The organism is [Clostridium] symbiosum ATCC 14940, from assembly GCF_000466485.1.
Classification (GTDB): Bacteria; Bacillota; Clostridia; order Lachnospirales; family Lachnospiraceae; genus Otoolea; species Otoolea symbiosa.
Genome location: NZ_KE993033.1, coordinates 44633 through 60386 on the forward strand (window position 1 = coordinate 44633; position 15754 = coordinate 60386).

The 15754-nt window shown below is 49.3% G+C and carries 14 protein-coding genes and 1 riboswitch; of the genes, 4 read left to right on the top strand and 10 right to left on the bottom strand.

Features of this window, described 5'->3' with window-relative positions; genetic code table 11:
• Positions 1-65 precede the first annotated feature (65 nt).
• The 5 genes from CLOSYM_RS20445 to CLOSYM_RS20465 form a co-directional block, all read right to left on the bottom strand.
• Positions 66-824, bottom strand: a complete 759-nt coding sequence (locus CLOSYM_RS20445; RefSeq protein WP_021643635.1) for a GNAT family N-acetyltransferase — start codon at positions 822-824, stop codon at positions 66-68.
• Positions 796-1911 (bottom strand): GyrI-like domain-containing protein, encoded by a 1116-nt coding sequence (locus CLOSYM_RS23900; protein ID WP_021643636.1) that lies wholly within the window; start codon positions 1909-1911, stop codon positions 796-798. The genes CLOSYM_RS20445 and CLOSYM_RS23900 overlap by 29 nt, the downstream gene beginning before the upstream one ends.
• A gap of 89 nt (positions 1912-2000) precedes the next feature.
• Positions 2001-2459 carry a GyrI-like domain-containing protein gene (locus CLOSYM_RS20455; RefSeq protein ID WP_044903034.1) on the bottom strand — a complete coding sequence of 153 codons (459 nt, stop codon included), beginning with the start codon at positions 2457-2459 and terminating at the stop codon, positions 2001-2003.
• Positions 2460-2867: 408 nt separating this feature from the next.
• Positions 2868-3776, bottom strand: a complete 909-nt coding sequence (locus CLOSYM_RS20460) for a helix-turn-helix transcriptional regulator (RefSeq protein WP_003508502.1) — start codon at positions 3774-3776, stop codon at positions 2868-2870.
• Entirely contained in the window at positions 3773-4165 is a 393-nt protein-coding gene (locus CLOSYM_RS20465) for a nuclear transport factor 2 family protein (protein WP_021643638.1), read from the bottom strand. The genes CLOSYM_RS20460 and CLOSYM_RS20465 overlap by 4 nt, the downstream gene beginning before the upstream one ends.
• A gap of 321 nt (positions 4166-4486) precedes the next feature.
• On the opposite strand from CLOSYM_RS20465, the gene CLOSYM_RS20470 reads away from it, so the two are divergent.
• Positions 4487-4840, top strand: a complete 354-nt coding sequence (locus CLOSYM_RS20470) for a hypothetical protein (RefSeq protein ID WP_021643639.1) — start codon at positions 4487-4489, stop codon at positions 4838-4840.
• A gap of 207 nt (positions 4841-5047) precedes the next feature.
• On the opposite strand, the gene CLOSYM_RS20475 is transcribed toward CLOSYM_RS20470, so the two are convergent.
• The gene (locus CLOSYM_RS20475; RefSeq protein ID WP_044903036.1) at positions 5048-5308 is read right to left on the bottom strand and encodes a hypothetical protein; all 261 of its coding nucleotides are present in this window, start codon (positions 5306-5308) and stop codon (positions 5048-5050) included.
• 226 nt (positions 5309-5534) lie between these two features.
• Positions 5535-5712: riboswitch (cobalamin riboswitch) on the top strand.
• A gap of 127 nt (positions 5713-5839) precedes the next feature.
• On the opposite strand from CLOSYM_RS20475, the gene CLOSYM_RS20480 reads away from it, so the two are divergent.
• From CLOSYM_RS20480 to CLOSYM_RS20490, 3 genes are all read left to right on the top strand, one after another.
• The gene (locus CLOSYM_RS20480; protein WP_081697092.1) at positions 5840-6991 is read left to right on the top strand and encodes an ABC transporter substrate-binding protein; all 1152 of its coding nucleotides are present in this window, start codon (positions 5840-5842) and stop codon (positions 6989-6991) included.
• 133 nt (positions 6992-7124) lie between these two features.
• Positions 7125-8192, top strand: coding sequence for a FecCD family ABC transporter permease (locus CLOSYM_RS20485; RefSeq protein ID WP_021643642.1), 1068 nt, complete (start codon positions 7125-7127; stop codon positions 8190-8192).
• A complete protein-coding gene (locus CLOSYM_RS20490; RefSeq protein WP_021643643.1) occupies positions 8189-8971 on the top strand; it encodes an ABC transporter ATP-binding protein in 783 nt (260 codons plus the stop codon). Before CLOSYM_RS20485 ends, CLOSYM_RS20490 begins: the two co-directional genes overlap by 4 nt.
• A gap of 142 nt (positions 8972-9113) precedes the next feature.
• Here the strand turns inward: CLOSYM_RS20490 and CLOSYM_RS20495 are convergent, their stop codons facing one another.
• From CLOSYM_RS20495 to CLOSYM_RS20510, 4 genes are all read right to left on the bottom strand, one after another.
• Entirely contained in the window at positions 9114-10229 is a 1116-nt protein-coding gene (locus tag CLOSYM_RS20495; protein ID WP_021643644.1) for a TFIIB-type zinc ribbon-containing protein, read from the bottom strand.
• 284 nt (positions 10230-10513) lie between these two features.
• Positions 10514-11491, bottom strand: a complete 978-nt coding sequence (locus CLOSYM_RS20500; RefSeq protein WP_021643645.1) for a cell wall-binding repeat protein — start codon at positions 11489-11491, stop codon at positions 10514-10516.
• 218 nt (positions 11492-11709) lie between these two features.
• The gene (locus CLOSYM_RS22080) at positions 11710-14649 is read right to left on the bottom strand and encodes a leucine-rich repeat protein (RefSeq protein ID WP_049943751.1); all 2940 of its coding nucleotides are present in this window, start codon (positions 14647-14649) and stop codon (positions 11710-11712) included.
• A gap of 152 nt (positions 14650-14801) precedes the next feature.
• Positions 14802-15527, bottom strand: a complete 726-nt coding sequence (locus CLOSYM_RS20510; protein ID WP_021643647.1) for a LytR/AlgR family response regulator transcription factor — start codon at positions 15525-15527, stop codon at positions 14802-14804.
• Between the last annotated feature and the right edge of the window lie 227 nt (positions 15528-15754).

The following is a 15754-nucleotide window of genomic DNA, read 5'->3' on the forward strand; positions in this document are numbered from 1 at the left end:
TGTTGATGGCGGTGACCTGTGCGCAGAGCGTGCAGGTTACCGCTTCTGCGGAGTATCTGAGCAGGTTATCCCAGCCCTTCGGCTTCAAGAATTTTCTCAAACCTCTTCTCCGACAAAATTTCATTCGTTATAAACCGACCATTATAGAACAGGCTGTATGTGGTAAACGGAGCCGGAGCATTCCTGGCCTCCCCGGATGTCTTAAATAAGACTGCCTTAAATGGGATATTATTCTCCTCTGCCGCCGATTCGATAAGAGGAACGTATTTTGCCGTAAACGGACATTGTCTCGTATAATAGAGGACAAACCCATTCTCTTCAGTACGTGGCTGCCTTACCTGCTCCTTAAACTGCGGTTTTGGCGCATCCGCCTCAAAGGGCAGATAGAAAAGTTCAAAATACGGTTCGGCGCTGTCCGCCCGGATAAAACCTTTATATCCCAGGAATTTCGGATCCGACAGGTAGGGCATCTTCTTTTTGGAGGTCAGAACCACCAGTCCCAGCCTGCCCTTTTCCCTGCTGTCCCGGATGCATTCCTCGAGCAGCAAATTCGAATATCCCTGGCCTTTAAACTGCCCGGATACCCACAGACAGTTGATATACATATATCCGTCCGCCTCGACAGGCGCCCAGGCTTTCTCCGCCGGCATGTACTCGATAAAACATTTGCCGCGGACATTTCCCTTCAGAAATACGAGTCCATCCTCAAACTGTTCGTTCAGCCAGTTTTTTTTAGATAACACCTGACAATCCTTATTGTTTGAAATGGCGCAGCAGATATGCTCCTGTTCCAGGTTATCCTTTGTAACCGATATTAATTCCATTCTTTTCTCCTTTTAACCGCCCGGTCTGTGCTGCCCTGCTGCTCTTTCTGACCGGATGGCGCAGTACGGTCTTCAGCTTATCCGGAGCCGTTTTTCTCGGATCCCCGAGGTAAATTTCATGATGCCGCCTCGTTTCATTTATCTCCGTCTCATAACCATTTGCTTCAATAAAGCGCTCCAGCTTTTCTATTGTTTCCGGCTCATCGTCATAGGGGCCGATATGCATCACCTGGGCGCACATCCCCTCCTTGTACCGGAGCAGACGTACGTTGGAGGTATCTGTCTCCGGCTTTTTCGCAAGACATACCTCTTTCGCCCATTCCAGCACTTCCTCCGTGACAAAGTCAGGCTGCCTGATCAGGGAGGTCCAGCAGAATTTACTCTTATCCGTTATCATTTTCCCGTCAAAGCCTCCCTCTTCGGTGTGCCAGAGCCCTTCCAGCGGAGGCACCACATAATCAAAATATCCGGGCGGACACGAATCGCTTTTTTTGCTCATCTTTATCGTATAGGAAAGTGCATAAAGCGCTCCCACCGCATTTTTATAATCGGCGGATGTATTGGGATCTCCATTTCCATCTACAGCCAAAAATACCATTTCCGGTACATCTGCAAATTCAGGATTTCTGCCGGGCTGGTACAGTGCCTTATCACGTTTTTTGAAGTCCACCTTTTCCATATCCGCTTTTCCCTTCTTCTCCTGTTTTTGAGCTGATTGCTTTTCCTCTGTCCTTGACGCCTTATCTGTCTTTTCCCTGCTCTTTTCCCCTTTTTTCTTACCGGGCTTAGACACCGGAAGCTCTCTGAATGTCTCCGCAGTCAGCTCTGCAAGAAGTTCTCTGTCGTCGATATCCTCGACCAGCAGATATGGTTTTGAGCCTTGATAGGGAGGCACTTCCTCATAATCTGGACACAGCCTTCTGCCTGCTTCCGTTATTTTAATAAAAAGCTGGTTTTCGCAGATCAGACCAACAATTTTACCATTACAGTAAATTCCGTATTCGCCAAACATCTTTTTATAAGTGATCTCCCCGGCCGCACACATCTGCTCCGCCGCATACCGGACAAATTCAAGACTAGAAGCCATATTTTCACCTCCCTATGTGAATCAGCTTATTCGTTACAATTCAGCTTTCGGCCAAAAAACGCCGTTAAATTTGGTAAACAGTTCACTTCTTATTCCTTCAACCCCACGTAAATATGAATCTCAGCCTCATCCATGCTGCCGTCCTGATACTCCTCAAAATCGCATTCAAAGCTTCTTACTAAATCCGTGTTCCATATTTCCTTCCAGCACTCCGCCACTGCCTCGTGCAGATCACCCTTCGCCACAAATTTTGCGTATTTCCCGGCCGGAATCGTTACAAGAACCGTACCCTCTGGAATCGTCTCCTTACCATCCGTCTCACAGGCGGTCACAATCGTATAATCCGATTTTTCATTCCCGGCATATTCGGTATAAATGCCCAATACCTTTTCATTCACTTTTCCGGATATCGCCTCATAATATCCCTGCGAGTAAAAATTCCCCCACAGTCCTCCGATTACCGCACCCATATCAGGCGACGTATTATTGGTTCTGGCCTTAATTCCCACTGCTTTCATTTCCTCTAATTGAACGATTTCGTAATTCATTTCATATTCTCCTGTTTTCAGTTGTTTTTCACGGCTAAACACCGTTTCGCGCCGTTAAACTGGGGATTTTACTCAAAAGCTGAGTGAAAACACTTCGCGGAAGGGTAGCTGTGAATTGTAACTGCATCATACCACACGTAACATGACAACTATATGTCATGATACCAGGGTCAAAAGGGGGGAAATCTGATGCAAGCTTACTTGCATGAAGATTTTTAATCTTGGGACCCGCCAAAAACATGAGTAAGAAGCCATTTTTCGCAAAAAATGAGCGGATCGCGAATGTTTTTGAGGATTGTGTGAGCACGCAGTGCGGAGCAATCCGGTTTCAAAGGGGGGCAAAAGACCTTTTGACCCCAACATCAGATCATCATTAGTAACAGTTCAGCCGCTCTCTCAGCTTCAGCGTTATTCCCCGTATATATCCTTTAGTCTTGCCATCAACTCATATAATTCCCTGCGCAGTTCCTGCGGCTTTGTAAGCTCTACCCTGTCGCCGAAGCTGAGCAGCCAGCCGAACAGGTTGTCCCGATCGGTAAAACCAAAAGAGAACTTAAGCCTTCCGTCCTCCTGTTCCGTAAAACTGCCCGGACCGTACTCTTCCACCAGCCTCCATTTCATCTCCGGTTCGAACAGAGCCTCCACCTCTATCTCCGTAGGAAAGATCCGTTCAGCAGCCAGCTGGGGAGCCGGCATCTGCCTTGGTTCATATGTCTCCTCCAGGCCGGCGGTCTCCGTCATCCTGTTCAGCTTAAACATCCGGTAATCCTGTTTCTCACAGCAATAACCCCACAAATACCAGGATGTCCATTTAAATATAAGAAGATACGGTTCGACAATTCGTCTGCTCTCACCGCCCGGAGCATAGTAGGTGAACGCCACCTTCCGCCGGTTCTCAATCGCCGTTTGAAACAGACTGATTTTGGGCGCCAGGGAAGATTTATACCATGAAGCCAGATCAATCATAATGTGGTTGTTGGACGCCAGCACGGAATTATTGCCAGAAGCCAGCTTCTCCATGAGCTGCTGGTACCGTTTTGTCCCCGAAACACTGTCCAGACTTTTAAGGCCGGCCAGAATTGCCTGCATGTCGGAAGAGGTGAGCAGGGTTTTATCCATCCTATAGCCGTCCATGATGGATATCCCTCCATTCTGTCCCTGCGAAGTTACGACAGGGATTCCGGCTTTGCAGATATCCTCGATATCCCGGTTAATCGTCCTGCGGGATACTTCGAATTTATCGGCCAGATACGGCGCCGTCACCTTTTCCTGCTGAAGAAGGATGGATAGAATGCCGATAAGGCGGTCTATTTTCATTTGCTCTGCTCCTCTGCCTCAGTGTTAATCGGCCTTCCGATTTTCTTCTCGCGTCTCCACTCCGGAGCCGCTCCGTCATCGCCCCAATACTCGTCTACCGCCGTGATTTTCCCATTCCTTACCTCGATAAAAGAGGTTACATGGAAAGACAGCCCCGTGTCCTCCGACCACACACGGACCACCGTAATAAACAGATTCCCCGACTGCTCGCTTCTCTCTATCTCACCGTCCCATGAGCCGGGGTATTCACAATTTGCCCTTATGAACTCCTCCGAATTGAAAAGCTCATTTGTATTATGCCATTTTATATAGGCATTATAATCAAAATACGCCCTCATGGCTTCCGCGTTCTGACGCAGCGTATCGCTCCAGTATCTTTCTATATTCATACATTATCCTCCCTGCCTGATTTACTTTCTGCCGTTATTACTTCAGCCGGCCAAATCCCGGCATACTCTATTTTACCATAAATTCATGCTCGCTGAAATTCTAAAAATTATCCGTTATCCTGAATCGAAAAAATCCATTTTGGTTTAATACATTATTGCGCTGCAATTATCATTGACGCGGCACCCGATTTTTTGCATTCATAACAAATATTGCTTCTGATAAGTTAGTGTGATATAGAAAGAAATAAGGCTTGTGTCAAAAAGTATTATTTTGAATATTATGTTACTATAAGTAAATATTATAGGAGACACAATTTAATTATGAATATACAGGGTAAAACTTATGAAGAATTGAAAGAAGAAGTATTGGAAACTATAAAAGGGAAATCAAGTGATGAGATAATGGATATTTTAAAAAATAAGTTTAATTTAAATTTAGATATTTCTTCTTTCCTTGATAACAGACCTTGTAAAGCATGGTATGCTCAAGTTTTCACGTACTGCAGCACAAGTGAGTTGGAAAACGAATTGAATTTTTTCTTGTTTTTAATTAACCTTTTCAGCCAGATTTTTGGTTTTTGTTTCAACCAGGAAAATACAGTTTTTTTAGGTTGTGTATGCCCTTGCGGTCACAAACAAATCGTTCTTTATTATACAATAGGGTTTAATGATTAATAATTTTAATAAGGTATTTGGAATTTCTCCGGGGAAATGGCCGGGGAAATTCTTTTTGAAGGCGGTGACCTGTGCGCAGAGCGTCCGGGTTATCGTTTGCTGACGACAGGCCGAATCCGCAAGCAGGCAATATTTAACTTCCTACAGACTGCACAAATCTTTTAGAGCGGGCTCAGGAAACTAAAGCCCGCTCTTTATCAGAAACTGTCATTTATAATTTTCGTAATCTTCATACACTTCATACTTTTCACATTCGCTGCACTCATTTTCTTTTCTTTTGCATTTATGGCAACCGTCTTTAAATCCCATCCAGTAAGCTTCTTTTAATTGTTTTTCGAACCATTTGCAGCACATACTGTGATCACGTTCGCATTCACATTCGCGGTATTTGGGTTTGCACTCACATTCACGTTTGGGTTCGCACTCTGCATAACACTTGCATCTGCATTTAAAATATTCACTACTCATTTACTTAACTCCTTTCATTTTGTTCTACACGATATTATATGGGACTAGCACGTAAAGCGTGAACTTTATGAATAAACAGAAACTATCGATATAATTGAGTTAGACGGTTAGTGACGTTTGCGTAATCTTTCAAGAACAGCAGTAAGGAATAAAACATTGATAATTTTAAGTAGATAATAACAATCTTGCCGCATTCCAAATATTATGATATGCTAAGTACGCTTAAACTGAATTTGCAACAATTGGCAAAGCGAAAGCTTTTTAATAGGGAAACGGGGTGAGAATCCCCTGCAGCTGCCTCTACTGTAATTGAAGACGATGGATCTCGGGCCACTGGTAAAACGGGAAGGCGATCCGGAGGATGAATCATAAGCCAGGAGACCTGCCAGTTATATTGCAGAGGAAATTTTCCGGGACAGGGAAAATCACCTTTCAGCCCAATACTGTGTTGGGTTTGTTAGTATGCTCTGTTTGCAATTCAGAGCAGATCAAACCAATACTAAAAAACAGGTTGAAAGGAGATTTACCAAAATGAGAAAAAACAAAAAAGTACTGGCAGGACTGGCCGCGGCGCTGATGCTCTCGCTGGCCGGCTGCTCCGCAAAAGCAACAGAACCGACGGAGGCCGTAGCACAATCGTCAGAAGCGGCAGGCGGTCAGGCGTCCGTCCCCGGCTCCCCCGAATCGGAAGCGGATACGCCAGAGTCCGGGACTGACATCTTTGTGGACGACCTGGGCCGTGAGGTGGAGCTTACGCTTCCCATCACCCGCGCCTGTGTTGCAAACCGCTATAATAATGAACTGATCCGAGCTGTCGGCGCAGGCGGCAGCGTTGTCGGGGTCGACATCTATACCTCCCAGGACGAGGTTTACTGGCCGCAATTTGGGGAAAATGAGACTTTCGGAAAGGATGAATACGATTACGAGAAAATAGTCGCCCTCGATCCGCAGGTCTTGGTTGTTCCTAAGAATGGGGTGGTGGAAGAATCCATAAAAAAACTGGAACCGTTCGGCATTAAAGTAGTCGTAATCACCGGATGGGATAACTCCGATGTACCGAAGCAAATCAGGCTGTGCGGCCAATTATTCGGTCAAGAGGAAAAAGCAGAAGAGCTGGTGGCATTTTATCAGAAGCCGGTTGATTATATGAAAGAGCAGTTAAAACAGGTGAAAGAGCCGAAGACAGTTTACTGGGAATACGGCGGTGACTATACCACCTGCATTCCGGGCACCTCGAATGACGGCTGGCATAATATGCTTCTGATGGCCGGCGGAGAAAATATCTTCGGAGACGCCTCCCTCGCAGGCAAAGACATCGACCCTGAAAAAATACTGATGGCAGATCCCGACCTGATTGTAAAAGTCTACGCGGGCGAGGTCGTTGGCAACAGCGGCGTCTTCACGGCACCGCCGCAGGAGGAATTTGCCGCCAAGGCCGATACCATGCTTCAGCGCGAGGGCTGGAGTGATTTGACTGCCGTTAAGGACGGTAACTTTTATCTGAACACCGCTTTCATGAGCGGCGGCCTGGGCAAAATGATCGGTGCGGCTTATATGGCGAAATGGCTTTACCCGGATTTAATGACCGGGCTTGATCCGGACGCCCTGTTTGCACAGTGGATGGAGTATCAGGGCTTTGAGCCCAATGCCCCTCATTACTACCGCGTCCCGGCACAAAATTAACGACAACAGGCACGCTTACACGGCTGCTATTAAAAATCTGTCCGCATTCCGCCAAGCAGAATGCGGGCTGATTTTTAATTATCAGCAGTAAAAAGCTGACATAACCTATTTTCATAATAAAGGAGACTGTCCGATGTCTTTCACCGCACTGACCAATGAATACCAAAGCCATATCCGCAGAAAAATCATGTGGATACTCCTGGCCCTGGTCATTCTTATTATACTGGCTGCCGCTGCCGTCTGCATCGGCGTGGCGGATTTGACCCCTGCACGCCTTGCAGTAACCTGGCTGCCCTTATCCGAACGTTATCTGGATGTATTACCGCTCACTCCCAAGGAGGAGAATGTTCTCCTTCTGCTGCGCCTTCCCCGTATCGCCGCGGCAGTCATCGCAGGCGCAGGCCTGGGATTGGCCGGCACAGGGATGCAGGCAATCACAGGAAACCAGATGGCCAGCCCGTTTACAACCGGGCTTTCCGGCGCAGCGGCCCTGGGTGCCGCCGCAGTGATTATCTTCAGCGGAATACCTGTTTATTTTCAAAAAACCGCTATGGTCACGGCCGCTTTCCTGATGGCTCTCATTTGCGCCGTATTCGTTTACGGTTTATCAAGCCTGAAGGGTTTGGGAGCTGAAACGCTCGTTTTAACCGGTATCGCACTGAACTACTTCTTCAGTGCACTTAACTCAACAATGCAGTTCATTGCAAATGAACAGCAGCTTCCCGCCATCGTCCACTGGACCTTCGGCAGCCTGACGGCAGTCGGATGGAGTGATATCGCGGTAATGACTGTAATCCTCTTCATTACAATCCCGGTCTTTCAAAGCCAGGCATGGGCTTTTAATATCATTTCCTCTGGCGGAGACGAGAGCGCCGGGGCGTTGGGTATCCATGTTAAGCGCACCAGAATCCTGACCGGAGGCTGTATTACCGTACTCACTGCCTCCATAGTCAGTTTTACCGGGATTATCGGCTTTGTAGGGCTCGTGGCTCCCCATATGGCACGAATGGTAATAGGCGGTGATCACCGGCTTCTTCTGCCCCTCTCGGCTATCACAGGCGCTGCGCTTGTCCTGGCGGCAGATACTATTGGCCGCTGTGCCTTTTCCCCTACCACGATTCCGGTCGGAATCGTGGTGTCCTATGTGGGCGTCCCTCTGTTTTTATATCTAATTATCATGGAAAGGAGGGAAGGCCGGTGAATGGTCTTGAAATCTGCAATCTGTCCTTTTCTTACGGACACAGGGAGGTTCTTAAAAATATCAGTTTTCGGGTTCAACAGGGCAGTTTCTGTGCCTTCCTCGGCGGTAATGGAGCCGGTAAATCGACTTTGGTCCGCTGTATCAACGGACTGCTGCGCACAGACGGAGAGTGTGTCGTATGGAACGGCATCAAAACAGGGAAACTGAACATAAAGGAGCGTGCGCGCGTCTATGGTTACGTTCCCCAAAACACGCAGGCCGGTTACTCCCTTAACGTAATGGAGATTGTCCTATCAGGCCGCCTTCCTCATATGGGTGTGAAGGCAGGAAAGTCCGATCTTGAAAAAGCGGCCGGGGTGATGGAAGAATTTCACCTGCAGGATTATGCTTTCCGTCCGTTCAAACAACTCAGCGGCGGGGAGCGTCAACGCGTCCTGATAGCCAGGGCTGTTGCCCAGGAACCGCAGCTACTGCTGCTGGACGAACCGACCAGCAGCCTGGATTTGAGATATCAGTACGAGGTCATGGATCTGCTGCGTCATGTCTGCCGGCGCGGCATCACCGTGGCCGCTGTAATCCATGACCTGAATCTGGCCCTTGACTATGCGGATACCGCCGTCCTGCTGTCGTCTGGAACCGTAACCGCCATGGGACCCCCTGCCGAAGTCCTGACTCCTGAGCGTATCCTGACCGCGTACGGCGTGCAGACAGAAACTTACCAGATTGGCAGCCGCTCCGTGATACTGAGATCCGGAAATTGCCTCCGGCAGCTGTCATAATCTGCCGCAATATCACCACGTCATAATTTCCGGTAACATAACAGCCCCTGCTAAAGCAGGGGCTGTTATGTTACCTTATTGAAGGCGCTGACCTGTACGCGGAGCGTGCAGGTTATCGTTGTTCTTCCGGCTTTCTAAGCCCTTATACAAGTAAAATCCTCCTGATCAATGACAGGACAGCTCCCGCGCCGCTGCAAAACAGCAGAGTCCCGCGATGGGCATTGACTGCTGTCAGCGCGGCCCTTCCGCCGGCCGCTATCCCCTGCCATTCCACGACGACGCCGTCTACGGGAGGAATTACCGTCAGTGCAGGCCCGGCGGCAAAAACCATAGCCGCACACAGCAGAAAAGGAATCAGGCCTCTTCCCGTGTCATACTTCTTAAGACGGAACCCTCCTCCCGCTCCTTTTCTGGACAGGATCCACAAACACCAGATCACGCCCATAAACAGAGAGATTCCGGCAAAACCCACATACAGCGCAAGACCGTAATTGCGATCCGTCACCAATGTCTCTATATTTCCCAGACCTTCCCCGTGTGCAAGGAAGGAGCGCAGCATGATGGCAACCATACAGCCCATAAGCAGACATGACACTATCTGCATCACACGGACTGCTATCACCACCGCTCCGGCCGCTCCTTTTACCGCTATCTCTCCCAGATTCGGCCCTGAATCGGAACTGCCGCTTTCATCATCCTCTCTTCTGCGCCGTTCCCTGAGTCGTTCCTGCACCGTCAGACGCTCCACTTCACTCTCGAGATCCCGCATCCGGCTGTCGCGAAGTTTCTTCTCTTTCTGCTCAAGACGGACTTCTTTTTTGTTCGGTCCGCTCCCTGCGGCAGCTTTTGAAGACGCTTTTTTACCCGAATCCTTCGGGGCAGCTTTTTGGGGCTTATCTTTTTTTCTAAGATTTTCCCGTTTCTCTTCCCGGGTTTCCATTCTTTCCGGTTCCCGGGCATAAGCAGTCCCGACCGGTGTCCGCCGCTCCGCTCTGGCCTCCTGTCCCGTCTCTATATAGGATTCCCCCCGAATAAACGGTTCCAGGCCGTCCGCGTCTGTCCGCCCTATATCGTCCCGCACTGTATCCTTCTCCGCCGGTTCTTCATGCTCCGGCGCCCAGGCCCTCACTCCCCGTCCATCCTGATTCTGTCTGTATGTAGGATTCCGGTCAGCCGGAGAATAGTTCTGTTTCAGAAGGGCTCCGCAATTGCTGCAAAAATTCCCGGTCGTCTGGTGTCCGCATTTTGGACAAATCATCGTATCATCCCTTTCGTATCTCAGCTATGATTATTCTGCCTGTAAAAATCCTTTCGTTCCGGCTAATCATAACATATTGATGCGAAAAATAACAGCGTCATTTATTTCCTTAAAAAAAGTGTAAGTTTCTTGTTACTGTTCGCATGGTAACGTCCCGCGAGGTGTTTTCGTGTGCATCTCACACGAAAATCCCGAGTTTCACAGCGCGAACCGGCGTCTTTTGCCGTTTCTGTGCATCGCGAAGCGTGTTACTGTTCGCAGGGTAACGTCCCGCGATACGTTTTTTACCACACGCGGGCACCGTTCTCATCGACTATATACCCATCCGGCGTCAGTGTATTTGTTTGCATGTCTCCTTCCGGCCCCAGATAATACCACTTTCCTTCCCATTGGATCCAGCCTGTCACCATATAGCCGTCCGCACCGAAATAGTACCATTTATCTCCGCTGCATGCCCAGTCGTTCACCGGACGGGAGCCGTCCGTATTCGTGAAACGCCAGCCCTTTTCATTCTGTATCCACTGCCCCGGCACACGCTCCGAATTGTTCAGAGGTTTCGCCTCCCCCTCAGGCTGTTTTTCCGTATCAGAAGGGCTGATGTAGACACTGTCCGACTCCGTAAATTTCCCTTCCTTTACCCCCTCTCCGCCTGCGGCGCGCACCTTGTAATAATACTCTCCGTTCTTACGCATGGCGGTGCCGAAATCAAAGGTGGTATCGGACGTCGTCTTTCTGCTGCCGACCGGGCGCTCATCGCGGTAGAGATAGATATCATAGCTTTCCGCTCCGATAGCCGGTGTCCAGGATGCTACCGTGCCGTCGAGCCATGCGTCTTCGATCCCGCCGACCCGCCGGGACATTGGCCTGAGATTCAAAGTGATTGTCAACACCTGCGGCTCCTCACTGTATACAGCATAAACATTCGCCTCATCGCCCTTAATCCTGACCCCATTCTGGGGGACTGAAAAATAGTTTTCATCCTCGGTCGCAACCGTAACCGTCACTCTCGGAATGTCATAATACTGCCACGTATAACCACTATTCTCTATTTCCCAGCTCTTCACCGAATAGTTATCGGCGCCCGGCTCAATGGACAGCGCTTCATCCTCCCCCAGCGCATCCCCCGGCTGCATACTGTCTTTTATCTCCAGACGTATTGACGTAATCCTGCCGCTTTTTGCCGCGAATGCGGTCATCGTCATCATGCCGGACAGCGCAGCGGCCGATAAAAGCAGGGCAGCACACTTCATTTTATTTTTCATCAATCCGTTTCCTCCTTACTGTCAGCTTAACCAATCCGTTTATCAATAGAATAAAGAGTCTGCCCCGGCAGACTTTCGCACCGGAGCGCGGTCGCTTTAGCGGCCATATTCCTTGGCGCGGAGTGCGCATCCCCGGGGGGACTTTTATATCACAGGAACACTTTCCTATGATATAAAAATGGTGCGGCTGCCTATCCCGCCGCACCATTTTTCCAGTTTTACTGAATCCAGACTCCGTCTGCGTCTACCTTGTATCCGTCAGGTGTCGTCGTATTCTTAAGAAGCATTCCGTTTGCAGAACCTTCCTCCATGCTGAAATAATACCATTTTCCGTCGATCTGGTTCCATCCTGTCATCATACGGCCTCTTGTACCATCCGAAACCGGATTGAGATAATAGGTGCGTCCGGATGCGTCCGTGTACCAGCCGGTCATCATGTATCCGTTCTGGTCAAAATAGTACCATGCAAATTTACCGTCGTAGGGCAGATATCCCCACTGGGAAACCGGTCTGAAATCATTAAAAATGTACATCCAGCCGCCTGCATCCTGTACCCAGCTTCCGTATTTGGAGCCTCTGTCATTGGAACCGGAAGAAGCACTTCCGCTAGGCGGCGGCGTTCCGCCCTCGAACCAGACAGCCCATTGAGGATCGGCAGCCTTGTAACGCTCTGCTAAAGCTGCTTCATTACCTGTAGGTGAAAAATCAATCGTCTTTTTTGACGACGTACAGCCTTTGAACACATCTCTTCCCAGAACAGGCGGTGTCCCTCCATTGTGCAGATAGATAATCAGACGATTTAAAGAGGTACATCCTGCAAAGGCTTCGTCTCCGATGTGATTCGCAATACCTATGCTGACCCAATTCAGCTGTGTACAATCCTTAAACATTCCGGCAGGGATGTTAACTGCCGTATAAAGCCTGGCTATTCTCAGGGATTTTGGTACGGTGGCTCCTTCCGGGATCGTCCTCTTATATGCGCTTGTCTCAATCCAATCCGGAGTTCCCATCTCGAGTTCCTGAAGCCCCGTCAGTCTCTGCATTGCGTCCCAGTCCGCCTTTGTAAGCTTGCTGTCGTTCAGTTCAATACTTATCACATCGCTTAAGGCTCCCAGCCGGCCAATACGGTCAATAATCTCATCCATGGTTTTTCCGGTAAGGGTGCCTGGTCTTTGGCCTAAAATCCCATACCCTATCTTCAGCTCGCCGGTCTCCTCCCCGTCCGGTGTAAGGCCCAGTACTCTGCGCCACTCCGCATCCCAGGCGTAGAGCCGTTTCGTCGCAAGAAGGGTGTCTCCGCTCACCTCATTCCCCCTTCTGTCTATGAAGGAGGCGGTAAACCTCTGCTCCGCTTCAAAATCACCCAGAAGGGTTGGAGAGTTGTAGGACGGAAGCTCCAGCGCAATATTGTTAAGTCCCTGGAACGCGCTGGGAGAAAGCTGGTACACGCCGGGAATCTTAACCTCAGATAACGCGGTGCATCCCGCAAAGGTGAACCCTCTCAAATAATCAAGGCTTGGCAGATCGGCCACTGTTAATTCGATGCAGTTTTCAAATAATCTTTCTCCGGTATATTCAAGCTGCGGCAGTGCTACCGAAGTCAAGCTCGCGCAGTTTGCGAACGCGCTGTCACCGGTGCTATACAGCTTCGGCAGGTTCACCGCGCTCAGTGCCGCACAGTCTTTAAACGCATTGTGGCTAATGCTGTATAAGGACGGAAGATCTATGGAGGTTAAGGCCCTGCAGTTTACAAACACGCTTTCACCGGCGTTATACAGCTTCGGCAGGTTCAAAGCGTTCAGTGCCGCACAGTCTTTAAACACATTGTTGCCCATATTGTATAAGGACGGAAGGTCTGCAGAGGTTAAGGCCCCGCAGCCCGAAAACGCGCTGTCCTCAATATCCTGTACATCCGGAGCCGTCAGCCCGTCTAAGGACACGGCTCCCTTAAAGGCCTTCTCCCTGACCTTTGTAACTCCCGGCATGCTGACTTTTTTAAGCTTCGTAAAGTTTGCAAACGCTCCGGTCGGGATTTCCCAAATCGTCCCCTGCATGCTCCTGGTCGGACTGCTCTTCGCTGCGGTGCCGTCGTAGTTAATATAAAGCTCCTCCAGCGCCTGGTTTCCTCCGGTTCCACCGATATTAACTCTGCTAAGATCCTTCGACAGATACAGTTTCTTTAGGTTCGGGAGCTCCATGAGCTGCCTCCACTCGTCCGAGGTTATATCGCCCTTGTTTATTTTAAGCTCTGTTATCCCGGCTTTTTCTTCGCCGCTTAGTCCGCTCAGATACTCACTCACGCTGAAGTAAGTCTTCTCTCCGCCTCCCTTGCCGTCGTCTATCCCACTGTACATCGGAAGCTCGAACCATGTGTAGCCTATCAGCTCACTTCCCTTTCTCAGCTCGACATTAAAGGTCTTGTCAACATTTCTATCGTTCTCCGCCTTCAAGCGTTCGGGAACCGTAAGCTCTATGCCTCCGTTTCCTCCGGTCCCGCTTTTTACCGAAGGCGCAAAATCTTTGGCCACATCCGTGCCCGGGTTACCGCCCTCTTTGATCTTCAAAGTATATCCGTTATTGAGATCAACCTTTCCTGCCTCGCTTGGACTTGCGAACCTGGATACCGGCAGCAAGTACTTCTGGTTCACCCTGTCGTAATTTGGGGAAGAATAGTTTGCCGACTCAACATACATGAACCAGTTGCTCCGGATCTCAATCTTGCCCTGAAACTGCCTGTCTTCCTCCCCGGCACACAGGCCCACCGTGAGAGGAAAGCCTCCCTGCTCAGTATACGCATCATCCAGAGCCGGCCAGAAGGCGTCCTGATCGTCTGCCAGACGGAAACTCAGGGATGAGTCAAACTTATTGTAACTCAGTTTTAAAAGCTCGCTGGGCGATGCCGCAAGCGCTTCAGAATCAGAAGCCATCACAGCGTTTGCCGGGCTGGCAAGCATTGCCTTCCCGCGCTCATATTCTACGCGTTGAAAATAATCAGAGCCAAGTCTATTCTCTGTGTAAAACACATACGGCACATCATTATCCTTAAATAACCCCTCCGCTTTTTTTATCCCCGCTGCAAACGCCGTGCCGCTGAACATTGTTCCCAGCATCGACACGATCAGCGCGGTACTAAGCATGCTTCGGATTTTCCTCTTCATACCCTTTTCCTCCTCTTTCTGTCTCGTTTTACCGCTTTTCCCAATTTTATCACAAACAGCATTTACTGCCGCCGTACTGTGCAAAAAGTCACGTTTTGGGATACAAAAATCAATCGTTTGCCACCCCGGTACGGACGCCGTTTTTCAGACGGTTATGTCTCCCATCCGCTGTTCAGAAGATAATCGAAATACCTCTTCCTGATTTTCTTTTTTTCACGGACCTTAATCGGGATTATATCTCCGTTACACATCGTAAAATTATTGTCTGCATCCCTGATGTAATCCATATTGACGATAAAGCTCTGGTTGCACCGCAGGAAACGGTTTTCCGGCAGTTCTTCTTGGACATCATCTAATTTTTTCCGGATGGTGTGCTCCACTCCCTTGCTGCAAACCACTCTCAGATTCATTCTTCTGCTTTCTATGTACAAAATATCATCATAGGCGATTCTGCGCCCGGAGCTTCCGCTTATCATCAGCAGGCTCTGCCTGACCTTCGGATAGTGCTCTTCCAGAAAATGATTCAGCGCCTCCCCCATCCGCCCCTCACTTACCGGTTTCAGCAGATAGTCGGTGGCACGGACCTCATAGCTCTCTACCGCGTAATCAGGAGTGGTGGTCAAAAAAATAATCGCCGCATTCCGGTCATACCTGCGTATCCGTTTTGCTGCGTCCATCCCGTCCATATATTTCATGTAGATGTCAAGTATCAGCAGGTCATACTTCTGTTTCCCGCTCTCATACTTCTCCACCAAATCTTCCCCGCATTCAAAATACTCTATCGTTAACGGCTCACGCCTGTTTTTCATCTTTTCCTGCAATATCTTTCCTACCAGTATCCGGTCTGTATTATCGTCATCACAGATTGCCGCCAGCATAATTCCACTCCCCTGTCTGCTCTTCTTAATCTTTTAAGATTAAGGCATCCCTGACCCAATTTCAACACGAATGGGACAGACGGCTTTATCAGGGGACGAATGGTGTGATTTTTTCATTACCGGGAGCTCGCAGTGGCTGCTGACTGTGCAAAGGCAGGTGAGGACGCCGCTGGTACGGCCAGCGGACGGGGTAGTGGGGTGGTTTTATGAGTCTTTCGTCCCGGGGG